This is a genomic window from Chloroflexota bacterium (genome assembly GCA_016875875.1).
Classification (GTDB): domain Bacteria; phylum Chloroflexota; class Dehalococcoidia; order GIF9; family UBA5629; genus 9FT-COMBO-48-23.
In genome coordinates, this window is sequence record VGOP01000003.1 from 80,816 (window position 1) to 104,901 (window position 24,086).

The 24,086-nt window shown below is 49.0% G+C and carries 23 protein-coding genes; 10 read left to right on the top strand and 13 right to left on the bottom strand.

The features are described 5' to 3' along the window. Positions 1-9: 9 nt before the first annotated feature. Genes FJ023_03130 through FJ023_03145 form a run of 4 tightly spaced genes read right to left on the bottom strand, consistent with a single transcriptional unit; the run spans position 10 to position 2,677 of the window. Positions 10-600: a hypothetical protein gene (locus FJ023_03130; GenBank protein ID MBM4446330.1), complete on the bottom strand. Its 591-nt coding sequence runs from the start codon at positions 598-600 to the stop codon at positions 10-12. 31 nt (positions 601-631) lie between these two features. Beyond that, entirely contained in the window at positions 632-1,678 is a 1,047-nt protein-coding gene (locus FJ023_03135; GenBank protein MBM4446331.1) for a hypothetical protein, read from the bottom strand. A gap of 17 nt (positions 1,679-1,695) precedes the next feature. Next, positions 1,696-2,439: a hypothetical protein gene (locus tag FJ023_03140; GenBank protein MBM4446332.1), complete on the bottom strand. Its 744-nt coding sequence runs from the start codon at positions 2,437-2,439 to the stop codon at positions 1,696-1,698. Positions 2,440-2,455: 16 nt separating this feature from the next. Next, a complete protein-coding gene (locus FJ023_03145) occupies positions 2,456-2,677 on the bottom strand; it encodes a hypothetical protein (protein MBM4446333.1) in 222 nt (73 codons plus the stop codon). A 425-nt stretch (positions 2,678-3,102) separates the two neighbouring features. Between FJ023_03145 and FJ023_03150 the strand changes: the two genes are divergently transcribed. The 3 genes from FJ023_03150 to FJ023_03160 all read left to right on the top strand — a co-directional run bounded on the left by FJ023_03150 (position 3,103) and on the right by FJ023_03160 (position 5,798). After that, positions 3,103-4,524 carry an amidase gene (locus FJ023_03150; GenBank protein MBM4446334.1) on the top strand — a complete coding sequence of 474 codons (1,422 nt, stop codon included), beginning with the start codon at positions 3,103-3,105 and terminating at the stop codon, positions 4,522-4,524. A 67-nt stretch (positions 4,525-4,591) separates the two neighbouring features. Further along, positions 4,592-5,251 carry a class II aldolase/adducin family protein gene (locus tag FJ023_03155; protein MBM4446335.1) on the top strand — a complete coding sequence of 220 codons (660 nt, stop codon included), beginning with the start codon at positions 4,592-4,594 and terminating at the stop codon, positions 5,249-5,251. Positions 5,252-5,426: 175 nt separating this feature from the next. Beyond that, positions 5,427-5,798, top strand: coding sequence for a DUF3221 domain-containing protein (locus FJ023_03160; protein MBM4446336.1), 372 nt, complete (start codon positions 5,427-5,429; stop codon positions 5,796-5,798). A 111-nt stretch (positions 5,799-5,909) separates the two neighbouring features. Here FJ023_03160 and FJ023_03165 read toward each other — a convergent pair whose 3' ends face one another. The 4 genes from FJ023_03165 to FJ023_03180 form a co-directional block, all read right to left on the bottom strand. Then, on the bottom strand, positions 5,910-7,115 hold the full coding sequence (locus tag FJ023_03165; protein MBM4446337.1) for a major facilitator superfamily domain-containing protein 7: 1,206 nt from the start codon (positions 7,113-7,115) through the stop codon (positions 5,910-5,912). 217 nt (positions 7,116-7,332) lie between these two features. After that, entirely contained in the window at positions 7,333-8,154 is an 822-nt protein-coding gene (locus FJ023_03170) for an alpha/beta fold hydrolase (GenBank protein ID MBM4446338.1), read from the bottom strand. Then, positions 8,155-8,499, bottom strand: coding sequence for an RNA-binding protein (locus FJ023_03175; protein ID MBM4446339.1), 345 nt, complete (start codon positions 8,497-8,499; stop codon positions 8,155-8,157). Positions 8,500-8,583: 84 nt separating this feature from the next. Continuing rightward, entirely contained in the window at positions 8,584-8,883 is a 300-nt protein-coding gene (locus FJ023_03180) for a zinc-binding protein (protein MBM4446340.1), read from the bottom strand. Positions 8,884-9,181: 298 nt separating this feature from the next. Here FJ023_03180 and FJ023_03185 point away from each other — a divergent pair, with 298 nt between their 5' ends. From FJ023_03185 to FJ023_03200, 4 genes are all read left to right on the top strand, one after another. Further along, positions 9,182-9,937 carry an ATP-binding protein gene (locus tag FJ023_03185; protein MBM4446341.1) on the top strand — a complete coding sequence of 252 codons (756 nt, stop codon included), beginning with the start codon at positions 9,182-9,184 and terminating at the stop codon, positions 9,935-9,937. Positions 9,938-9,961: 24 nt separating this feature from the next. Next, positions 9,962-10,375, top strand: coding sequence for a DUF3786 domain-containing protein (locus FJ023_03190; protein ID MBM4446342.1), 414 nt, complete (start codon positions 9,962-9,964; stop codon positions 10,373-10,375). A gap of 161 nt (positions 10,376-10,536) precedes the next feature. Next, positions 10,537-11,994: a hypothetical protein gene (locus FJ023_03195; GenBank protein MBM4446343.1), complete on the top strand. Its 1,458-nt coding sequence runs from the start codon at positions 10,537-10,539 to the stop codon at positions 11,992-11,994. After that, a complete protein-coding gene (locus tag FJ023_03200; GenBank protein ID MBM4446344.1) occupies positions 11,976-13,091 on the top strand; it encodes an NADH:flavin oxidoreductase in 1,116 nt (371 codons plus the stop codon). The genes FJ023_03195 and FJ023_03200 overlap by 19 nt, the downstream gene beginning before the upstream one ends. Positions 13,092-13,112: 21 nt before the next feature. Here the strand turns inward: FJ023_03200 and mutL are convergent, their stop codons facing one another. Genes mutL through FJ023_03215 form a run of 3 tightly spaced genes read right to left on the bottom strand, consistent with a single transcriptional unit; the run spans position 13,113 to position 17,333 of the window. Then, entirely contained in the window at positions 13,113-14,753 is a 1,641-nt protein-coding gene (mutL, locus tag FJ023_03205; GenBank protein MBM4446345.1) for a DNA mismatch repair endonuclease MutL, read from the bottom strand. 51 nt (positions 14,754-14,804) lie between these two features. Continuing rightward, positions 14,805-16,976, bottom strand: coding sequence for an AAA family ATPase (locus FJ023_03210; protein MBM4446346.1), 2,172 nt, complete (start codon positions 16,974-16,976; stop codon positions 14,805-14,807). Between the two features lie 12 nt (positions 16,977-16,988). Continuing rightward, positions 16,989-17,333 (bottom strand): hypothetical protein, encoded by a 345-nt coding sequence (locus FJ023_03215; protein MBM4446347.1) that lies wholly within the window; start codon positions 17,331-17,333, stop codon positions 16,989-16,991. Between the two features lie 191 nt (positions 17,334-17,524). Here FJ023_03215 and FJ023_03220 point away from each other — a divergent pair, with 191 nt between their 5' ends. Together FJ023_03220 and FJ023_03225 are read left to right on the top strand one after the other, a co-directional pair. Continuing rightward, complete coding sequence (locus tag FJ023_03220) at positions 17,525-18,067, top strand: dephospho-CoA kinase (GenBank protein MBM4446348.1); 543 nt, start codon at positions 17,525-17,527, stop codon at positions 18,065-18,067. Then, positions 18,064-18,546, top strand: coding sequence for a dCMP deaminase family protein (locus FJ023_03225; GenBank protein MBM4446349.1), 483 nt, complete (start codon positions 18,064-18,066; stop codon positions 18,544-18,546). The genes FJ023_03220 and FJ023_03225 overlap by 4 nt, the downstream gene beginning before the upstream one ends. A gap of 30 nt (positions 18,547-18,576) precedes the next feature. Here the strand turns inward: FJ023_03225 and FJ023_03230 are convergent, their stop codons facing one another. Further along, positions 18,577-20,592, bottom strand: coding sequence for a glycosyltransferase (locus FJ023_03230; GenBank protein MBM4446350.1), 2,016 nt, complete (start codon positions 20,590-20,592; stop codon positions 18,577-18,579). Positions 20,593-20,981: 389 nt separating this feature from the next. Next, positions 20,982-22,253: a Zn-dependent exopeptidase M28 gene (locus FJ023_03235; GenBank protein MBM4446351.1), complete on the bottom strand. Its 1,272-nt coding sequence runs from the start codon at positions 22,251-22,253 to the stop codon at positions 20,982-20,984. A gap of 17 nt (positions 22,254-22,270) precedes the next feature. Here FJ023_03235 and FJ023_03240 point away from each other — a divergent pair, with 17 nt between their 5' ends. Then, entirely contained in the window at positions 22,271-24,049 is a 1,779-nt protein-coding gene (locus FJ023_03240) for a long-chain fatty acid--CoA ligase (GenBank protein ID MBM4446352.1), read from the top strand. Positions 24,050-24,086 lie beyond the last annotated feature (37 nt).

Consider the following 24,086-nt stretch of genomic DNA (forward strand, 5'->3'; position numbering starts at 1 on the left):
GTTTTAACCTCATTTGTCCTTGCTTTTTGACGCCCGAATTTCCTTAATTCGCTGGCGTAGCTGAACGCTAGATAGCCCTTGCTCGCATAATGCAAGAATCTGTTCAAGAAGGTCCTTGTCTTTATAAATGTCTTTGAACTTTAATATCTCGTACCATTGGTCGAAGTTAGCTCTTTCTACGTTCCTTTTTAGCTGCTTTCCTAGGTGGTACATGGTTTCTGGATACCTTTTTGATTCTTCGGCATTCTTTCTTTTCCCACCGAATAGGTCTGGGCGTAGGTCATATCCCATCCGACGCCAAATAAGACCTCTTCTATCGGTGAAGCCTTGCTTGTCGACAAACTGAAGGACTTTACCCGCTTCGTAATAATATAAAGATTCTCTCTTTTTGCCTGCATATTTCTTTGCGATGGCCTCTATTTCACTCAATGCAGCTCGTATTAAATTTTCTGCCTCGTCCTGCCTCAACAATTCGTCAATGCTTTCAAGTTCTGTCCCACTACCTAGAATCAATGTTGCATCGAAAGTATCAACCTCTATTTCTTTGCCGTCTACAGTTATTGTTTCTCTCCTTAATATACCCCTTTTTCTCTTCGCCATGGCACGGACACTCCTTCACCCAAACTTACTTTTATGCCAAAGCGCTTAGCACAGCGTAATAATACATTGCATCACGCTTATCTCTAATTACTCTTATTTCATCCGTGTTCAACTGGCCTTCATTATACCTGAGTTCAAGTAGCCCCTCTATTGCTTCGTCTACGCCGCACTTAATAGAGTAGATAAGAATCTCGCCTAGCTTGGCTTTCTTGGAGCTTACTAGCTCCCTAGTATGAACAAAATCAGGATGATCAAAAATTATTCTGAGGGCTCCCCTCTCTGTTACAGGCAAATGCCTTTTTCTTTCCAAAGTTGTGCCTTTGCCATTCGAAAACACCATAGTGCTTAAGAATACCTTTCCTTTTGGTGGAGGTGGCTCTTCATGTAAATAAAAGGTAAACGAGCGTTTGTGGAGCTCATTTCCACTCGAGTCTGTCAAAACAGCAGTTGCCTTATATTCGCCAGACTTATCAATAATTTCTCGGAAATCAACAAGTGGGATATCGATTCCCTTTCTAGCATTAGGGGCAAGTTGAATCGTGTATTTTGGATTGAATTTTAGGTCACCCTCCTCGTGTCTAATTTCCATTTGAAATAGCACCTTTGCTTCATCTGCGGTATCATTGATAAGTTCACATTCCGTTATAAGAGACTCGTCGTACTCCAGTTTTCTAGCGTTACCTCTAAAAGCATCAATTCGTATTTCAGGAGGCTGCTTTGTTTTGTGTTCTTCAGGCTTTGGTTTTTTGCCCCCTGGACCTGTGGCTTCCATGGCTAGCTCTGGAGCATATTCTCTCACAAGGTCATTGACAATACGGACTGCCCGCTGAATAAGATCTTGGGGTAGTGCTGTCACCTCTTTTTTCTTCACTGGGCTGATTTCTTGAACAAACTCTTCTGATTTTCGTCTAATATATTCCCTCGCATGATTCCAAGCTCTCTTGGAGGCAAAACCAAAATGATTAGGGAATTCCACCTTCTTTAGTTCTCGCTCTAAATCTTCGTCGAAAGTGCATGATCCGTAAATCTTGTTCTTAATCGTTTCGTCCGCAGAAATAGGGAGCCTAATAATGGTCATTCCACCTCTCTGTACCGCTACCCCCTAAGATATTCGGGGACTTCGCCTTTGCAGTATCGCAATGTGAGCTTCTTTATCCTGCCTAGATCGCTGATCTTTTCGTTAGTGAAAACCTTTTCCTTTTCGACTGCTGGTAGCTGAGGTAGTTCCACTTTGCGTTCAATGCCATCAAGGTTGACCATAAAGCTAACATTCCAATTCCTAATAATTTCCCACCAAGTTTTTGCTATGTGACTCACGAACTCTTTACAGTCGAGCAATTCATCCCTGAGATCTGGTTTTAAATCCATGATCCAAATGCGGGCGCCTTGGTGATCCGGTGGTTTTGCAGAAGGGATAAAATCACTTAGCTTCCCGGTTTCGTCATCATATTCATCAGTTGTTCCAAATGAAAAACGATATATCCCATCTTCATCAAAGCTTTCAGTCAGAACAAGCTTACCTCTGGCGAAATAATGAAACAAGAATTTGCCTTGACCTCGAGCTCCTAGTGCAGTTTCTTGAGCTTTAGTCGTGTCCCATAAGCTTTGGTACTCCTTCCATCTTTTAGAATTCATTCCACATGTCCCAAAATCTTCTATAATCAAGCAATTTAGCAGGGGGTGATACATGAAAGCTAATTTCCAGTCCTTTCCTTTGCTGGTCAGCCTAGCGTCCCAAGAATTCTGCCCCGCATCCTTTTGCAGGCCCTCACAGAGATGATCGTATTGATCTGCAATATTTTCATCGGTGCGTCCTAAATTTACATCCCTCTTCTTCATCGTTACATACTCCTGCTCATAACTTAAACCTTTGTTGCTTCCCAGGGTTAAACTTAGCCTTAACTTCTCTAAGTTGTTTATTTATTGCCGAGAAGATTCTTTCTATATCCTCTTCTGAATAACTATATAGTTGCCTGTTAGACAAGTTGCCGAGAATTCTAAGCTTATCTAGCACAGCATTAGTTCTCGATATGGCAAGTCTTTTAAATCGTTCCTCTGGAGTTTCATTATTGTTCATACTTATTTCTGCAGCCTCCTATTGTAAAATCCGTCACCAAAATTAATATTAGCACAAATTATATAATATGTCAAGTATTATTATAGCAATTATGGAATATATATTACTTTTACTTGAGCTATAGTTTAATATATGATGCAATAGTTTAGTATATTTCGCATAATTTTGACTCTTTAGGACTTTGTGTTCCAGTGCAAGTCGGGACAGTTTGAGTTCTTGAGGTCACAATTTTTGACCTCAAGTCAGTGGGGTGGGCGGCGCTATCTTCCTGACCCATCGTTGCCATTTATACTTGCGCCATATTTCAGAAATTCCCCAAGTCTTGCCGGACGCCTCCTAAATATGTTAATCAGCGAAGGTCGTCTTTGACGTGCCCGTGGTCGAAGGCTATACTAGATTCATCTTGATAAGGGGGTATGCTAATCATGTCTGAAGTTTGCTGGATGTCTGCTGTTGAGCTTTTGTCTGCCTACAAAAAGGGGAAGCTGTCACCGGTTGAAGTGGTGAAAACGCTGCTGGCAAGAATAGACGAAATAAACCCCAAGATAAATGCCTTTGTCACCAGGACTAACGAGATGGCTTTGTCGGCGGCAAAGGAGTCTGAAAACGCCTTTCAAAAAGGGAAGCCGAGGCCTCTGGAAGGCGTGCCTATCGCCATTAAGGACAATGTGTTCACCAAAGGCATAAGGACCACCTTCGGCTCAAAGCTGTACGAGAAATTTGTACCGGATAGGGATGCGATTCTGGTCGAGCGTTTGAAAAATGCCGGTGCGGTCATACTGGGCAAGACTAACCTACCGGAGTTCGGACTGGTTGGTATCACCGATAACCTCGTGTTTGGCAAAACTGTTAATCCCTGGAATTTGAACAGGACGCCGGGCGGTTCCAGCGGCGGTGCTGCGGCGGCCGTAGCCGCAGGACTTTGCCCGGTGGCTCACGGCAACGACGGTGGCGGCTCCATAAGGATACCTTCAAGCTTCTGCGGCGTGTTTGGCTTGAAGCCGTCTTATGGTAGAGTGCCAACCTATCCTCATTTGCCCGGCTGGGAAACCCTCAATCATGAAGGCTCGCTTTCCCGGACGGTCGAGGATAATGCGCTTATGCTCGATGTAATGGCCGGTCCCTCGCTCTACGACCAGAACTCGCTGCCGCAATATCCGGGCAAATTCCAAAAGGACATGAAGGGCGACATCAAGGGTCTGAGAGTGGCTTTCTCGTCCGACCTCGGCGGCGGCTTCCCTGTGGACAGCCAGGTGCTTGAAATTTGCCGGAAGGCAGCTCTTAGCTTTAAGGAGCTCGGCTGTACGGTGGAGGAGATAAAACCAGGCTGGATGAATATGGAACCTGATTTCCTGGTCACCTTGTTATCAGAAACTCTCACTGCACACGAAAATGAACTGGACAAGTTCAAAGAGATTGTATTTCCTCCTTACATACCATTCATAGAGTTCGCCTCAGCCTACAATAACCGCGATGTAATCAGGGTGCAGTTCAACCGTTACAAATTTTATGAGCAGGCCAGCCAGGTCTTTGAGAAGTATGACCTGATGTTGACTCCGACTCTGGCGACAGCTGCCTTTGAGGCCGGAGACATGGGACCGCTGGGGCCGGAGAAGGTAAATGGTCAGGACAGCAGTCCAAGCTCCTGGGTCTGTTTTACCTATCCCTTCAACTTCACCGGGCAGCCGGCGGCTTCGGTCCCCTGCGGCTTCAACTCCGAAGGACTTCCCGTAGGGCTGCAGATTGTTGGCAGGCGTCTCGACGAGGCGCTGGTACTAAGAGCCTCAGCGGCATTCGAGAAAGCTCATCCGTGGAGAGACAGGAAACCACCGATAGTATCTGCCTAGTCCAGTCATAGATGTTGGGCTGACCAATCGAAAGCTTAAGTCTTAAGAATCAGGAGATGATATAGTGATGTGGGAATCTGAAAAGAAGCAAGTGATTGAGGCGGCTCAGGAGATGGAGAGGAAGGGGTTGGTGGTGGGCACGGCGGGTAATATTAGCCTGCGACTTAAAGACCCCGGTGGTCGGGAACTGCTGGCCATTACTCCCAGCGGCTGCTATTATGATTCGCTCAAGGTTGACGACATAGTGGTGGTTGATTTTGCCGGACAGAAGGTCGAAGGCGAGCTGAAACCTACCATAGAGATGGTAATGCACATCGAGGTTCACAAGGCGCGGAAAAAGATCAATGCCGTCGTTCATGCTCATCCCCCCCTTTGTAGCGCCATTGCCGTTGCCGGCCTGGATATACCTCCACTAATAGATGAGCAAGTCATCCTTATCGGCGGGGAGATAAAGGTTGCCCAATACGGTTTCCCCGGTACCCCAGAGCTGGCGAAAAACGTGGTCTCGGCGCTGGGACCTAGAAACGCCGTCATACTGGCAAATCATGGCGTTCTCTCCGTGGGCAGGGACATGCGTGAAGCTTTGACTATCTGCGAGCTGGCGGAGGAGATGGCGAAAATATACGTCTCTGCCCTGAGTCTGGGCAAGGTTAACCAGCTTCCGGCTGAGGTAGTTGAGCTGGAGCAGGCGTTCTTCGCTTCCGTCTACGGCGAAAGTGAACCATAAGGGGCAATCACGATTTTCCCCAACCTTCTACTCGAAAGAGCCTACAAGACCCTATTCTTGCACAAATGTGACCTGACTATTTATTTCCCCCCTTAAAGCCTTTCAAGCTGGCTAAACTAATTTTACCTTCTCTTCGTTATATATATTGGGAACCTAAGAGGAGGTGGCTACAGCGATGGTTAAGACCAAGTTGTTCTTAGGGGCTATCTTTTTAACAGCTGTTATTTCTTTATTCAGTGCCTGTGCCATTTCAAAGGCATACGCAGAACCAGACTTGGTAGGTTGGATTGACGGCGTGCAGCAGGTTAAAGAGGGTGAAAAGCCGGGACAGATTCTCGTGGGGTCACTCGATGATAAGACATCTGATAAGTATGCGGTCACGATAACCAGCATGACCTTGATACGCATGCTGGTCGGTGACGTACGATACCCGGCAAGCTTTGCCTCTTTAGAAGAGGGCAAGAAGGTACAGATATGGTTCTCGGGACCCGTTATGGAGTCTTATCCGGCTCAAGTTGTAGCTTATAAGATAGTAATTGTAGAGTGAGTGTAGGGATAGATATATTGCAGTGGCCTGTATGTTGTTGTCGTCTCTTATTTACTAGCCTGGACCAATGTGATAGCAAGCACACATTACTCTAGAGAAATTCTACCTCCATTAGCTTTTGGCAGGCTCTCTTAACACTATTGCCAGTATGAAAGATATGCCCAATAATCCTGCGATAAATGCCAGCGGCAAGATGTACTGCCCGGTGGTTCCGCGCATGAATTCCATCGTGGGAACAATAGCTACGGCAGCGGCGTTTCCCAAAAGCTGCAAGTAGCCCACGGAAATCCCGGCGAACCTGGCGCCCGTGATCTCGGCAGACATCGTCAGCATTATGGGCAGAGCAGAAATCAGGAAGAAGCCCAGGAATATGCCATTGACCATGTTCAGCGCATAACCCTTAGTGAGCATCAAAGCGATGATGGATGCAACTCCAATTGAGGATGCCAGCAGTAGAAATGGCTTCCTCCTCATTATTTTGTCCGAAACCAATGGGATGATGATGCAGCCGAGCATGCCGCTAAGAATCAGTATTGCGGATATAGTGCCGGCATCGGTCATTGGAATCTGATGCAGTTCGTTCAATATTTTTTCCAGCCAGGTAGCCAGGCCGTTGAAAACTCCAATACCTATCAAGGCTATAAAGCCGAGAATCACAAAGTCCCTCATTTTAAGAATCGTCTTGATACCTTGCCAGCTTGTGAGTTCCTCCTGCTCCTCTACTTCTCGGGGGGCAATTTCGGGCTTGGATTTAACCAGGGTAAAGAACAGCACCACGCCCAAAAGGCCTATGGCGCCGTAGATTAGGAGCATGGTTTCGAATCCCAGGAATTGCACCAGCGCTGGCGTTGCTCCCAACCCAACCATCATGCCAATGAACAGTGCCAGAGAGCCGAGCCCCACTGCAGTGGCCTCTTCTTTCTGTGGAAACCAGGTTACGGCAAGCTTGGTAACGCCGTTCAGTACAAAAGGTTGCCCTATTGAAATTCCTATCTGGGAAATCAGGAGTATGGTGAATGAGTCAGGATTAACCAGGCGGAGCATGGCGAATATGCCGGTGAAAAGGGCACCTATGCCAACGCCGTATTTAAATCCCTTCTTATCGATAACCAGGCCAGCGGGCATGGTAAGTAAAACTTGGACTAGGGGAAAAACCAGCGTGAACCACATGACGCTGCTTGCCGGTATGCTTAAACGTTCTTCAATGAAAGTCTCAATGGCGGCAAAGTTCAGCCAGTACAGCTGAGTAAGAGCGGCTACATACATATAGACAGCCAGAATAACCCATCTATACTTGTAAACTTTATATTCGTCCATTACTTTCCTTCCCCCTCTCTGTATTTAGTTCTTTGCAGTTTGCGGCAAGGTTTGTAATGCTTAACGGAGGTAGTATACCACTTGAAGAAAGTCTCTGCACGTTGTAGAAAGGGGCAATGGACATAACTGAAGGGCTGTGCTTATATCTCTAGAAAGGAGATTAGTTGATGAGGTTTTGATGCAAGGGGATAATGTCTCTTGTCAAAGATGGCAGCTTTTAGTCCAAGAAATTCGCCAGAAGCTGTGAAAACTCCTCGGTTCTTTGCTTGTAGACGCTATGACCACACCCTTCGAAGATGTGTAACTGACAGTCAGGAATCAGCTCAGCGGCAACGTAAGCATGAGCCGCAGGTACAATACGGTCCCCAGCACCCCAGACCAACAACGTAGGCATAGTTAATTCAGAAAGCTGGTTCAGCAACACTGTTGTCTGCCCCCTCAATGTCGTCATGGTCTTTCCTATGTCCATCTTGACCCGGGTAAGAGGGTTGGCAAATTTAAAAGGAGCATAGAATAGGCGAGCCAGCCATTTAACACCCTTTAAGATAGCAATGCCAGCTTCCCCGAGAGACTTGCAAAGAGCTGGATGAGACAGGAGCCTGACCCAAAGTGCTGTTTCTTTTCCCAGGCACCAGCTGCTTACCAGCACCAGCCCCTTTACTTTCTGGGGAAATTTCAGCGCGTAGTGTAAGGCGATACCACCACCAATCGAATGTCCCATTAAATAGAAGCGCTCGAGGCCCAGTGTATCGGCAAAGTCCTCTATGAAGGTTACGAAGTCTGGTAGATGAAACTTATCGTTAGCCGATTGACTGTGCCCGAAGCCGGGGAGGTCGGGAATATATACACTATAATTTCTGGAAAGCTCTTTCGCATTTTCCCGCCATGACCTGGCGCCATCGCCACCACCATGAATTACAATTAGCGGGTCACCTTGCCCACCGGCAAAATATCGAATGTTAAGGTTGCCGACTGTTATCCTCTTGCTGTGGATATTGTTCGCTACCTCTTTGTTTCTTTCCTGAGTTGATGAGGCCATTTAGTATCTTTTCCGGCCTCCTCCTTTGCCAGGCCTACCACCACTACCGCCACCGTAGGAACCACCTCTGCCGCCACCATAGGAACCACGGCTCCTGTTATCGGTACGAGGGCGAGCACCACTTACAGACAGTGCCCGGTTGTGTAGCAATTTACCATTCAGACCATTAATTGCCGCTTGGCCTTGAGACAACGTTGGCATTTCAACAAACGCAAATCCCTTAGATTGCCCACTATACTTGTCTTTTATGATGCTTACAGATGTCACTTCTCCAAAAGCCGCGAATTCTTCCCGCAATTCCTCTTCGGTTACCTCGTAGGCCAAGTTGCCCACATAGATATTCAATTGGTGCCTCCTTTAGTTGATATGTAATGGAAGCACACATAGGCCGGGTATCCCCGGCCTATGTGTGTCCTTTAAAAAGCAGCGTTACCTGCTTAGTTTGACCTTATTGTAGCAATCGCTACAATACACTGGTCTACCTTCGCGCGGTTCAAACGGCACTTCGGTGTCTTTGCCACATTGAGCGCAAGTTGCGGAGAACATTTGCCTTTGAGACCTGTAGCCACTGTTTCCGTAACGCTCTGACTTTCTTGCCTGGCGGCAGGATTGACAGCGCTTGGGCTCGTTAGTATAGCCTCTAGACGCGAAGAGTTCTTGTTCATCAGCACTGAAGGTGAAGGTAGTTCCGCAGTCGGAACACTGGATCGACTTGTCCTGAAAACCCATTGGATGACCTCCTCTCTTATAAATAGTTGGTTGGAGCCTTGGTCATCCAGCACTTGAGTAGATATGAGTAATATAAACTAAGTTTGTGATAACCTAAACTAAAACCACTAGACAAGTATTATACACTAAAGGGTATCCCTTTGCAAGAGACGGTAAAATTCCCCAGAAATAAGGCCTGCCAGGGCTAAAATGGCTATGATGTTCATTTCAAGGTATAATGATACGTCGCGGAACCGATGGCGATGCCCCGGGTATACGATTGAGGCCCAATTGTTAAAGAGTGAGTTTGGAGGGTGAAATGGGAAAAACGATTGTAGTAGCCGGTAAAGGTGGGGTGGGCAAGACGGCTATCGCTGCCCTGCTCATAGATTTGTTGTCTAAAAAAGGAGTAGTGCTGGCTATTGATGCCGACCCTGCCACCAACCTCAATGCCGCTTTAGGCTTGCCTCTAGGAGGAACCGTAGGCCGGGCTCGCGAGGATGTCACTGAAGATATACAGAAGGGGCGCCTTTCGCCCACAGTGTCCAAACAGGATGTTCTGGATATGAAAATAAGGGAAGCCTTGGTAGAGTCGGCGAAGGTTGACCTTCTGGCTATGGGGCGGCCTGAGGGTCCGGGATGCTATTGTGCCGCCAATCACATGCTGCGCCTGTCCATAGACCGGCTGGCTAAAAATTACGATTATACGGTTATCGATTCTGAAGCTGGGATGGAACATATAAGCCGGCAGACGACTCGAGACGTAGACTTCCTGCTTATTGTTTCCGATGTAACCATGCGGGGTATCACTACGGCGGCTAGAATGAAAGATTTGATCAAGGAGATGAGAACTAAGGTCGGGAAGGTGTCCCTAGCAGTAAACCGGGTTAAGAATGGTCTGCCACAGGAGATAGGGAAGGCTATCCACGATTTTGACCTCGACCTTGTGTCTACTATACCCGAAGACCAGAATCTTACCGATTTGGATATAAAAGGCAAGCCGATAATTGAGCTTCCTGAAAATTCACCGCTCAGGCAGGGGGCAAAGGAAATAGTCTCCAAGCTTGCGCTATGAATCGCTTGCGGAGGATGGTATCAAATGGGGCTTAAAGACAAGAAATTGATTAGCCTGCGGGAAATAGAGGGAGCGGTGAGCCCGCATCAGAGGCAGATAGATATGGCGCTGAAAGTCAGGAAGGAAGCCCTTGAGTACGTTGCCGATGTTTCTAAGTTAGCTGAGTTTATCGGTGCTAAGGTGGAATCCTTGGGAATGGGTGAGGACTGGGCGATAAGCAAGGAGATCTTTCCCGGGGTGCAGGTCTTTTTTATTTTTAACCGTGCCGATGAAGAATTACCAAGTAGTTTTAGAGTTCTTTTCTCTGGCGACAGGATAAAGCTGATGAAGGGGGAGGATTTGGCTGGCTTTGTCATTCTCTATGTCATTCATATGCTTAGATATGTGAGGGATAGTAATCCGGGGAAGGAACTTCCTGAGGTTTGCTATAGAGTGTAGTTAGTAGTCGTCGTGGGAAACATAGCGACGGAGCAATCTTAGTTTTTCTTCTGTCATCGCGAGGGGCACAAGCCCCGTGGCGATCTCGGCCGAGGCAGACGTGGGTAATAGACGGGGATTACTTTGCTCTGCTCGCAATGACAGATTGAATGAGGTAACAGATGACAGGTAACGCCGATCTTGATTTTGTCTTCAATCCCAAATCGGTGGCTGTAGCCGGAGTTTCGCCCAGCAGGAGCTATGATGCTATGGCCGAAACTTATGTAAGGGCCTTGGTCGAGTGCAAGTTCAACGGCCCGGTTTATCCCATTAATCCAAAAGGCGGTGAGTTTCGAGGCTTAAAAATCTATCCGAATGTTAAGGATGTCCCAGATTCGCTTGACTATGTCATATCCTGTATTCCAGCGGCTGCAGTGCCGCAGTTAATTAGGGATTGTGCCGTTAAGGGAGTGAAGGTAGTCCAGTTTTTCACCTCTGGCTTCAGTGAAAATGGCACCGAGGAAGGCAGAAGGCTGGAGGCGGAGGTTTGTGATTTGGCTCGGCAAGGCGACATAAGGCTCATCGGCCCCAATTGTATGGGAATTTATTCTCCCAAAGCCGGCTTATCTTTTGCTCCCGATTATCCCACGGAAAGCGGGCCGGTGTCTTTCATTTGCCAGAGCGGTGGCAACGCCATTTATTTCACCCGGTACGCGGCTCAACGTGGCATTCGTTTCAGTAAGGTGATCTCCTTCGGTAACGCTGCGGATGTTAATGAGAGTGAGCTGCTGGAATATCTCACCGCTGACCCCGAGACTGGAATCATAGCTGCCTATATTGAGGGACTCAAGGACGGCAGGCGCTTTGGTAGAGCCGTGAGAAAGGCAGCAGAAGTCAAGCCGGTTATAATGATGAAAGGCGGCTGCACCGAGGCTGGGGCAAGGGCGGTGGCCTCGCATACTGGAGCTCTGGCTGGTTCGGCTAAGATATGGGATGGACTTGTGCGGCAGGCGGGCGTCATTCCCGTGACTACTTTGGAGGAGTTAGCCGATATTCTGGTTACATTCCTTTATTTACCAATAACTAATGGGCGCAGACTTGGTGCTATAGATGTTGGTGGTGGGGCTGCGGTTGTGGCTACTGATGCCTATGTTGCCACAGGGCTTGATTTGCCATCACTACCGCAGGAATTAAGACAGAAACTCAGGAGTTTCCTCAGCGCTGGTGCCGCTGGTCTAAGCGTTAACAATCCTGTTGACCTTGGCGGTCAATACTATAATACCTTAGGAGCCTACTCTGTGATGAAAACGCTGGCTGACTACAGCGGCGTTGATATTCTTGTCTTCCATTTACCTTTGGGCATTAACCCGCCATTTCCCTCTTTCCCCAAGGAATTCGCTATTGCCATACTGGATAACGCCATTAGAATCTACAGTGAGACTGACAAACCGATGGTGGTGGTCATTGACCAGCTCACTAATGCTGAAAGCTGGGAAACCACAATTGCTTGTCAGCAAAAGTGCCAACAGGCGAACATTCCTGTTTATTCCTCGGTGCATAGTGCAGCCATAGCTCTCGACCGGTTTATAAGTTATCACGAAAAAGGAGAGGTTAATAAGAAATGCCAGGACAGAATTTAGGTGAATTGTTTACACCGATTACCATCAAAAGTCTGGAAGTCAAGAACCGGATAATAATGGCGCCGCTGCAGTTGAGTCTGGGATTTCGCAGCCAAAGGGCTAAGGCTTTTTATCTCGAGCGAGCCCGAGGTGGTGTAGGTGCTATTACCTTGCCGGCTACCGCGGTGGATATTTTAGCCTCTGATGAAGCTTGGGGGAAAAGCGGAGCTCTGGCCTCTTTCTTGCAGGGGTTGTCATCCCTTGCTGCTGACGTTCATGATGCTGGAGCAAAATTGGGTATTCAACTGTGGCACGGCTCTCATTTCCCTGCTGGGCTTACCGGTACCCAAGGAGAATTGATTGCCCCTTCACCCACGAGAGATGCTCGTGAACTTAAGGCAGCTGAAATTAGAATCATAATCGGCAAGTTTGCTGCTGCCGCGGCTAGTGCTAAGGAAGCCGGGTTCGATTTTGTGAATATTCACGGTGCCCACGCGTATCTGCTGCATCGGTTCTTTTCACCGCTAGATAACCAGCGGAGTGATAAATATGGCGGCAGCGTGGAGAAAAGGATGACTGTTGCCCTGGAATGCGTCAAGGCGGTCAGAAAGGCTGTGGGTGAAGAATACCCTTTGTTCTGGCGTCTGTCTGCTGAAGAAGGAATGGTTAACGGCATCACGCTGGAACAGAGCATCAAATTGGCTCAGGCTCTGAAAAAAGGTGGAGTCGATGTCATTGATGTTTCTTACGGGCGTCTGCCCAGACAAATTATGCCTTCCAAAAAGCAGCCTATGGGGACATATGTTTCCCAGGCAGAGACGATAAAGAAGGCAGTAGATATCCCAGTAATTACTGTGGGACGGATCAACTCACCACATCTAGCCGCAGACATTATCTTCCAGAACAAAGCTGACCTTGTGGCTTTGGGGCGTCAGCTCATTGCCGACGCCGATTGGGCAAAGAAGACGCAAGAAGGTAGGTATGACGACATACTCTACTGTGATTCCTGCAACAGAAATTGTGTCAGGGCTATTCCTGAAATCAAGAAGGCAACTGCATCTGAGGACTTGTCATTGTGTAATCTTAATGAGCGTGCCGGCAAAGAGTGGCTTATGTGAACGCAATTAGAATGGATGGGACTAAGCAGTTCTGCCAAACTCTTTTTCTAACTGGCGTGAGCTTAGATGAATCATGGTTGGCCTACCGTGAGGGCAGGTGCGGGGTTGGGTGGTCTGTTCCAGTTGTTTTATCAACTCTCTCATTTCCTCGGCAGTTAATGAGTGCCCGGCTTTGACGGCACTGTGGCAGGCTACGGATTGAGCTATTTTTTCCTCGTGTTTCGATGGCTCTCCTTCGGCGGCGAGAGAGTCCAGCAGTGTCTTCACCGCTTCGGACAGGTTTCCTTCCTTCATTATTGCTGGCACAGCTCTTAGCAGGTAGCTCCTTACACCAAATGGCTCGAGGTTGAAGCCGAACTCGCCGAGAAGCTCGCACTTCGTTTTCAAAACCTCTTCCTGTTTGGGGCTAAATTCTATGTTCACCGGCTCAAGCAGTCCCTGAATTTCTATCTTCTGCTGGGAGCGTTGGGCCAGGATTTTTTCGAAGAGCACACGTTCGTGAGCGGCATGCTGGTCGATAAGATAAAGCCCTTCGGGGCCTTCAGCCATGACGTAGTTGCTGGCTAGTTGTCCGACAACCCTGAGTATAGGTAAGGAGGTCATTACGGTGTCTTTCGTTTCCCACAGGCCTGGTGGTGGGGTAAATGACGGGGTGCCAGCCTTGATTTTAGGTGGCGGTGCTTTGACCAGCACTTTCTCTATTGACTTCTGTATCGCTGTATAGACGGCCTGGCTATTGCGGAATCTTACCTCTGTTTTCGTGGGATGGACATTGACATCAATCTCCTGCGGCAGTGAAGAAATATTTAAAACCACGATAGGGTGCTTGCCGGTCATAAGAAAGCCGTGATAGGCATCTTCAGTGGCTCGAGCCAGGAGGCTGCTCCGCACCCAGCGGCGGTTGACGAAGAAGCTGAGATAGCCCCGGCTGGAGCGGGCCAATGAAGGTGGGCTTACCAGTCCACTAACGCTGGGAGACTGGTCTGCTTCGCCAATCTCCAGCATCTGTCGGGCTACTTCAAGGCCATAGACTTCGGCGACAACATCCCGGAGGCTGCCATTGCCCGGCGTACGTAAAGTGAGCCGCCCATCGAGGGCAAGATTGAATTTTACCTCAGGGAAAGTCAGGGCATACTGGCTCAAAAGGTTGGCGATGTGGCCACTCTCGGTGGTGGCTGATTTTAGGAATTTCAGCCGCGCCGGGAAATTACGGAAGAGGTGATGCACGGTGACGGTAGTACCTTGAGGCCGGCTACGTTTCTCGCGCTTTATTACTGAGCCGTTCTTGAGGTAAAGATAGGTGCCGGCGGTATCACCGGCGGCTTTAGTCAGAATTTCCACCTCGGCTACGGCGGCTATGCTGGGCAGGGCTTCGCCGCGAAAGCCTAGGGTAGAGATTTTCTCCAGGTCGGCTAGCGCATCAATCTTGCTGGTGGCGTAGCGGTGAAAGGCAAGTTCAACATCGCGTGCTGGTATGGCGCTGCCGTTGTCGGTGAACCTGATGAGGCTTACGCCGCCGCCCTGCGCCTCAACTGATATCTGCGTGGCACCGGCATCCAGAGAGTTCTCCACCAGCTCCTTCACCACCGAAGCCGGCCTCTCCACCACCTCCCCAGCAGCAATCTTTGAAACGACTTCCCGAGCTAAAATTTTGATTGGCATGCTGGCTTATTTTACACGGTTTAGTGTATGAAAACAATTGCAGGCGGGTCTTCAGCTTTTTCCCACCTTTTCCAAAGGTGCCAGGCTGAGCAGCAGTCTCTTGACGCCGGCTCCATCGAAGGCGACGGTTATCTCCTGGTCGTTTTTGTTTGGGGAGCAATTTATGACGACGCCTTCGCCAAATATCTTGTGTTGAACATGGTCACCAATTTTTAATTTCAGGTTGTTGACTGGTCTCGGTGTCGCCTTGGAATAAAGGTCAGTTACCGGAGTGAATTCTTCCTCCTCTTCTTTCCACAGGCCTTTGCTGGTTATGAGCTGTGGTGGGATGTCCTGTAGGAAGCGGGAACGTTGAGTTGCCGAGCTGCCGCCGAACAGGTTGCGGCGATAGGTGTGTAATAGATAGACTCGCTGCTGGGCCCGGGTTACCCCTACGTAGCACAGGCGGCGTTCCTCCTCCAGTTCATCGGGGTCGTCAAGTGCCCTTCGGTGGGGCAGCAGGCCTTCTTCCATGCCGACGATGAAAACGACGGGGAATTCCAAGCCCTTGGCTTGATGCAGAGTAATCAGCGTGGTGGCATCAACACGCTCATCTAACTCGTCTATATCTGATACCAGGCTTACCTTTTCAAGGAAAGTGGCCAACGCCTCTCCGGGACTGAGCTCATCGTAGTCTCTGGCTACGGTAAATAGCTCTTGGATGTTCTCCCAGCGCTCCTCGCCGTTCTCTTCGTTGAGGACATGCTGCTTGTAACCCGTCTGCTCCACCACCTCATTGAGCAAACCTGTGAGGCTTAACTCCTGGCTTCTAGCGATGAGTTCATTGAGTACAGTGAAGAAGCTGGTCAGAGCGTAGTTGGCTCGAGGTGTTAAAGCTGGCCCCTTCTTCTCTGACACCAGCTTCAGTGCTGAATATAAAGATATGTCCTGATTTTTGGCCCAGCCTGATAGCTCGGCCAGAGTACGCTGGCCGATACCTCTGCCGGGGACATTTATTATGCGGGTGAGGCTGATGCCGTCGGCAGGGTTGTGAATCAGCCTCAGGTAGGCGATGACGTCTTTGATCTCGCGCCTCTGGTAGAAGCGGGTGCCACCGACGAGCTTGTAGGGCACACCATAGCGCATGAAAATTTCCTCCAAAGCTCGCGACTGGGCGTTGACCCGATACATAATGGCGCAGCCGCCGGGTGAGGTGATGTTTTCGCTGACCAATTTCTCTATTTCGCTGATGACGAACTGGGCCTCCTCATCCTCGTTGTAAGCCTCGATAACAGAAATTGGAACGCCAGCCTCATTCTCTGTCCACAGGCGTTTCGGTTTCCGACGCGAGTTTATTGAGATGATGCTGGAAGCTACATCCAATATGGTCTTGGTGGAGCGATAGTTCTGCTCCAGGAAAGCCACCTTTGCATCCGGGTAGTCCTTCTCGAAGCTGAGTATGTTGCGTAGGTCAGCGAACCTCCATGAGTATATGGACTGGTCAGGGTCGCCGACAACGCAGACATTGCGGTGTTTTCCGGCCAGCTGTTTTATCAGCATGTACTGGGTGATGTTGGTGTCCTGAAACTCGTCGACGAGTATATGCAGATAGCGTAATTGATATTTGGACAGAACCTTGGGGTGGTCGTTGAAAAGCTGGACTGTTTTCATCAACAGGTCATCGAAGTCGACCCCCTGGCTCTGGGTGAGGGACTGCTGGTAGCGCTCGTAGACGCGCTGAACTATGCCTTCGAAATAATTGCTAGTCTGCTGCGCGTAATCTGAAGGGGTCAGCAACCGACTTTTGGCGTACTTGATGGCTGATTGAATGGCTCTCGGTATATACTGCTTGGGGTCGAGGTCGAGTTCCTGCAGGCTCTGCTTTATCAGGCTTAGCTGGTCTTCCTCATCATAGATAACAAACCTGGAGTCTAGCCCGATGGCCTTGCCCTCCTGTCGCAGGATGCGGGCGCAGATAGCGTGGAAGGTGCCCAGAGTTAAGGCGTCTGCTGTCTGCCCCAGCAGCTTTCCCAGCCTCTCCGCCATCTCCCGGGCAGCCTTATTTGTGAAGGTGACTGCCATGATACGATGAGGGTTTATGCCGCAGACCTTTATCAGGTAGGCGATGCGGTGGGTGATGACCCTGGTCTTGCCGCTGCCGGGGCCGGCTACAATGAGCAACGGTCCATCAATAGTTTCTACGGCCTTTTTCTGGTCGGGATTCAGTTCAGCTAAAACGTCCATAAATTCTTCTGGTTACTCTGTGCCCTGCCACTTGATTTCTACTTGTTCTGGCTTGACACCGGTAAAGCTTATGCCATTCGGACCAGTTATTATGGTGGCACCCGAGGGGCTCATCTTAATGGTGGTTTCCCCGCCAGCGGTGCTTATGTTTATCCGGTTGGCGTTAACGTTGAGCACGATATTCACCGTCTGTGTTGGCAGGCCGGTAACCGGTTTTCCTGCGACTGTGACTGAACCGATGCTTACCCCTTCCAAGTATACATCGGCACAGCCAGCGGAACCGCAGCTCAGATTGGCAATCAGTCCCAACGTGAAAAGCACTGCAAGAGCAAGCATCGTGACCAAGTTTGTTTTCATCTTGTGCCCTCCTTTATCTGTGGTTAGTCTTCGGCAGAAGTTAGCTTTATTGGGGATGTGCATGAGGTTTTGACATTAATTATAGCATTGGGGGAACAGGGCATCAAAAGTTCTTCCTTAGTAGCTCTTTACTCGACGCGCGGTTTTTCCATATAATGTGAAGACGAATTTCGGCGGGAAACGGTTAAGAAATGAAGGTGGTATCAATTGTCGGTATGGCTGGTTCAGGTAAGTCCGAGGTGGCCAGAGTATTTGAGAGGAACGGATTCAAGAGGATAAGATTCGGAGATATTACCGACGAGGAAATCAGAAAAAGGGGACTGGAGCTGAACGAAGAAAATGAACGACATGTCAGGCAGCAATTGAGAAAAGAGCACGGGATGGCGGCCTACGCCAAACTGAACCTACCGAAAATTGATGCTTTGCTCAAGTCTTCAGATGTTGTTGTGGATGGCCTCTATTCCTGGGAAGAGTACACATTGCTCAAAAGTCGTTATGGTGATGATTTTCACGTGGTCGCTGTTTGGGCGTCACCCCGGGCAAGGTATGATAGGCTGGCGACAAGACCGATTCGACCACTGACAAAGGAAGAGGCTGCCAGTCGGGATATTGCCGAGTTGGAGAATACCAATAAAGGTGGGCCAATAGCCATGGCCGACTTCACTATCGTAAACGAGTCCTCCTTGGAAAATCTAAAAAGGGAAACTGAAAAGGTTATCTCTGTATTGCAATGAAGAAAGTAACTAGGCCGGAAGTTGATGAATATTTTCTGAAGATAGCGTCAGTAGTGGCGGAACGCTCAACATGCCGTCGGCACCATGTTGGAGCCGTGGCGGTGAAGGACAAACACATATTAGCCACTGGATACAATGGTGCTGCCGCTGGGCTTAAGGACTGCCTTAAGCTCGGCTGTCTCAGGGACGAGATGAACATACCGTCTGGGACGAGGCACGAGATATGCCGTGGTATTCATGCTGAGCAGAATGTAATCATACAGGCATCGCTTCACGGAGTCAGCCTCGAGGACGCCACGGTCTATGTCACCCATACTCCGTGCATACTCTGTGCCAAGATGCTGGTGAATGCCAAGATAAAGCGATTTGTTACTTTCGGAAAATATGCGGATGATTCTTTCTTGGAGCTATTCAACGAGGCCAGGGTAAAATTCGAGGTGCGGGAGAGGCCACCTGCCAAGATAACCTATTTGGATTAAGTTGCTGGTCTTAAGGAATCAAGCACATATTCAATTAAGGATGTTTTCTGGCGGCGATGTCTGGAGCTTCGATGTCTTTCCGTTGAGCAGATTGGGAGGGGAATAAACGCTCTCGAAATATCTGGCGACATCATCTTTGCTGGCGAAATCCTTTATCAGTAAACCAACCCGTTGCTTCTCATTGTTGTGACCATTGTTTTCACTGGTAACAACTGCGGTCAGCCTGATCTTATGGTTGCCTCTTGCTAATGCACCTTGCCTTTTCACGGCAGATCTTCCGTTCTTGTGTATTCCGTTAGAGATAATTAGCTTTACACGGTCGCCGAGCTGCAGTTTGGGACCCGTGTTTTCTAATCCTATCCCTGTAGTACTGAAGTCAACGGAGCGCGCTGGATACCAGGCTTTATCTCCGATGACCTGCCAATAAGAATCGGTGCTGACGGGGAAGCGGTACGTTGCGCGGCGGCTGACGCTTCTCATACGGAATACACTTGCTGCTAACAGAGCTAAATTAAAAGATGCCCAGCCTATGGCGACCAGCATCGGAAACGGGTTCGGTTGGTACCAGATAGGATGTATTAGATGTGCGACACCGACAGCAATAGCAACAAGAGACACACCCATCATAACCCAATGTGGTGTGAATAGTGGTTGAAATGGCGACCGGTTGCCGTCTCCTGCTACTTTGGAGGTTACCCGGAAGCGACTGGTGCGACCGGTTATAAGCGTTCGAAGCGCAGAGGTGAAGGCAAACATCTTAATAGCGTCATACCGTAATATATCCCATATATTGTATATACCTCGGCCAAGAAGCCACAGTGCGCTGAAGGTAAGAATCATATAGGGTGTAAAACGCACCCAAAACGACCAACTCAGGGTGTTGATGGGCAGCACTCCCGTCAATAAAACAAGGATAGGTATAGCCAGAAGAGTGAGCTTCTGCAGCGCATCGAAGTAGGTCTCCATTGAGGCAAAAAAACTAATCCGCTGACCTAAAGTGAGGCCGCGACCCCACAGTGGGTTGTCTTTTCGAAGGACTTGCATCGCTCCCTGCGCCCAGCGAAAACGCTGAGCCAGGAAGTCCTTGAGAGTTGCCGGTGCCAGCCCGGATGCCAACGGGCGGTCAATGTAGACCACGCGGTAGCCGCGCCTTGCCAGGCGAATAGAAGTATGCAGGTCTTCTGTTACAGTTTCTTCGGCTATACCGCCGATATTGTCGATTGCCGAGCGGCGTAACACCGATGGAGTACCACACCAGAAGGCTGAGTTGGTGCGGTTCTTTCCCGGCAGAATTACATGAAAGAATAGCTTCTGCTCATGCCAGTCGGGGCTATCATGCTCGAATGAATCGAGGTTGTAGAATAGCTGCGGTCCTTGAACAACAGCTACGGTTGTGTCCTCAAAGAAGCCGATTGTCTCATCAAGAAAACCAGGGAGTGGTATGTGATCAGCATCCAAAGTTGCGATCAACTCTCCGGTAGTTCGGCTAAGTGCGTAGTTCAAGTTACCTGCTTTTGCTCCCTCATGCGTGGGACGTGCCATGTACTCGCAGTTGAAGGCGGCGGCAAGGGCACGAACCTCCTCACGTCCACCGTCATCCAGAATGTAAGTCCGGTGAGGATAACGTATTTTGGCACATCCGGCCAGTGTGGCACGGAGAACATCTACAGGCTCATTGTATGTGGGGATGAGTACATCAACGATAGTGTTACGCTTTGCCTTCGGGGGCACAGGATACACCAGTCGCCAGGCCATGAAGGCATATAGAAGAAATACCATCAGGCCATAGGCTTCTGCTGCCCACAGCAACCAGGAAAGGAGCATCGCCTCGGGATTCAGCGTTGACAATCGCCATATCAAATAGTAAAGGGTAAAGGCTACAGCAATAACGGTAACGCACTGTATAATGGGCTCAGCAATGCGCTTTGGCTGTCTTGCCTTGGCGGACTCTGGGCTCGCTTTGTTTTTGGCAATTACAAGAGCCAGAGCCAGTACGTATAGGCTTGCATAAATGATTATTATTACGTAAATAAGCCACTCAGCCATCTTACTTATCCGCTGCTATACTTAGTTAACATAAATGTACAGCAGTAGTACTCTGGCGTCTATAAACTTTATGGCTAATATGCCTGCATACTTTATGACTAGGACGACTTAGTACTTCTATACTAAGTAAGCATTTGGCAATGTTTGCCGGGCTCTTTGGAAGTTACCCCTGCTTAAGCACGTTGAATTTTAGACAGTCGATTCTTGTTTGCTTTTATGCAGTGTTTAAAGACAGGGTAGAATATCGGTAAGGTCAGTAGCAGGGATGAGGCGAGAACGAGGCACGAGATTTGCCGTGACGTTAATGCCGGCGGAATGTAATCGTACAGGCATCATTCCTGTGGTGAGCCTGGAGGGTAGCTCGTTTGTCCAGGAATTAAAACTGAACCTTATTTCTGACCAGAAATGTTCTCAGGTTTATTATCCTTCTTGAGTACGTAATTCCGGACGATTTCGAGAGCTGCCTCGACCATTTCCGGCTCGATATGCTTGGTCAGGTCATTTGGGGTATGGTACACTATGCCCTGGCTGAACTTGCTGATATCAAAGCTGATGCCAGCCATATTGGTAGCCTCCACGCCGATTTTGCCGAATGCGGCCGCATCCGTGCTCCCGGCACCAAAAGGCATGCCTGAGATTCTGGCAGGGTAACCTAACGATTCTGCAATGCTGACGCAATCCTGCGCCATTTGATGTGACAGTTTTACCGACCCATTTAAGTCATTCTCTAAAAAGGAGAGGTCTTCGACTTTGTAAAGTGTATCAATATTCAAGACATAGGTCTTGGTGTGGAGCAGTTTTTCACCGTGTTTTTTGCAGAACGCTCGGGCGCCACGGAGGCCAGCTTCTTCAGCATCAAAAGAGGCTACTATCAGCCGGGTATGACGCAGCGGATTTCTCCCTGCTTGCTTGGCCTGATGAAAAAGCTTTGCCGTCTCATTGGCAATTGCTACGGCAATCATGTTATCGCCAGCACCGGGGGATACTTGTCCGGTGGTGAAGAATGCCAGTGGAAGCAGGAAAACCCCACCGACTAGCAATATCACGGGTATCCAGGGATGCGTCCAGCCAGGAATGGGAATGTGAAATATGGTCAAGATGGTTCCTACCAAAGCAACGAGGAAACCAAGCAACAAAAATAGTACCCCTGTATTGATAAGCTTAGCATAGTATTTGGGACAACGGGCAATGAGCTGAAACACATATGCCGCATCGTGATGTGCGCTTACGATGACCTGTTGCCTTACCTTCCCTTCTGGTTCAATGGAGCCGAAGACGTTATATCCGGTGGCTTTAGGGAACAATGGGTCGAGCAGTTTCCAATAGCGTGCGAATTGGGCGTAAAACACAAAGATCCCCAATGTGTACCCGATAAACGCCGGCACAGGAAGCCGCAAGCATAATAGAATGGTGCAGATAAAATAAAGCACCACCAGCCCGGGGATATACTTCAAGAAACTCTTGGGGTGGACTGTGAAATCTTCTATTTTTACTGAACTAGGGTCACAATTCTTGATAAATTCCTCTTTTATCCGATTTGCCGTATTTCGGCAGGCCTCCGTCCCTGCCAGGCGATTGGGATATCGCTCTACGACTTCGTCAGTGAAATCGAAGGCATGTTGCATATAGCTTTTATTTATCTCTAAGTCAGACTTACCCATATCAAACCTCCGCGTCCATGTTAAAACCCCACTGCCCACTTGTCAATGCCCCGAATTATCCCCAACCTCTTGCCAACTCTCAAGTCCAAACATTACAATGTCTGCAAATTGCTGAAAGGGAGGAACAAAAAATGGCCGATTATCCGTGGTATAAAAGCTACGACCCAGGAGTTCCGTATACTCTGGAACCTTATCCCCAGTATAACGCCATAGACCTGTTGGACAATGTGGTAAAGTTGCATCCTGACCATCCCATGCTTATTTACCAGCACAGCTGCCTGTCCTGGAAGACTGTTAATGAGTTAAGCGATAAAATGGCTGCGGCGCTGGTTGCCAGCGGCGTTAAAAAAGGCGACCGTGTGGCGGTGCTATATATCAACATCCCCCAGACTTTTATCACCTACTACGCCATCTGGAAGGCGGGTGCCATAATAGTGCCCTTGAATCCCCTTTACACCCCGGCCGAATTGGAAAATGCTCTCAATGATGTCGGGGCTGAGGTAGCCTTTGTGTTGAATTTCTGGTACCCCATGCTGGATGGGCTGAAACCAAAAACCAAACTGCGATTGCTTATTGTCACCGAACTGGACGAATATACATTGGGAAAAGACATGGATGCTCCACATGCCATGGAGCTTAAAAGCGGTGACTTGTGGTTCAGTGACCTGATGAAGAAATATGCCAAGGCGGCTCGTCCGAAGGTAAAAGTAGGCCCGAAAGATCTGGCTTCTATCATGTTCAGTGGAGGAACCACTGGTGTGCCTAAGGGGGTGATGGGCAACCACATCTCCTATACCATGACGGGGATGCAGATAAGGGCATGGATGGAAGGTGTAGGCCCGGAATGGGAAACCGTGATGCTACTCACACTGCCGTTGTTCCATACCATGGGGGTCTATTTCTGCTTTGCCATGACACCGGTAGCACATATGACCATGGTGCTGGTAGCTGACCCGCGGAATGTTGATGTCATCCTGCAAACTGTTCGTGAGGTCAAGCCCACCATGCTCACTGGTACTCCGACGATGTTCATCAAGCTACTCGAGCACCCTGACCTCAAGCCAGACGAGCTGAAATGTGTAAAGAATATAGGGACCGGGGCAGCACCGCTGATGGCAGAAACAAAGAAGAAAATAGATGAACGGATTAGCGGTTTTATCACTGAAGGCTATGCGCTCAGTGAGTCCACGATGGCCATGACCACCACGCCAGCCCGTGGAGTCTGGAAAGAAGGCTCTGTGGGCTGCCCGCTGCCGGATACCCTTATCCGCATTGTTGATGTGGAGACGGGGACGAAAGAGATGAAGACGGGTGAAGCCGGTGAGGTGTTAATCAAGGCACCTCAAATCATGGTTGGCTACTGGAACCGTCCCCAGGATACCGCTGAAGCAATTCGCAATGGCTGGCTACATACCGGCGATGTCGGTTACCTGGACGAGGATGGCTATTTGTTTTTAACTTCTCGTACAAAGGACGTGATAAAGCCGGGCGGTTTCCAGGTCTGGCCTCGGGAAGTTGAGGAGGTACTCATGACTTATCCAGCAGTATCCGAAGTCTGTGTAGCTGGCATACCTGACCCCCGCCAGATGGAAGCAGTGAAAGCCTGGATTATTCTGAAGGAAGGGGCGCAGGCTACACCGGAGGAGCTGCAAAACTATTGCCGCGAGAAACTGGCGGCTTATAAAGTGCCCCGGTTTTTTGAGTTCCGCACTGAGCTTCCCAAGACAATGGTGGGCAAGGTACTGCGCCGCGCTCTACAGGAAGAAGAGAGAGCCAAACAAAAAGAAGTCAAATAGAATCCCAAAAGGGGAAGACAGGCTTGCTACAAAAGTA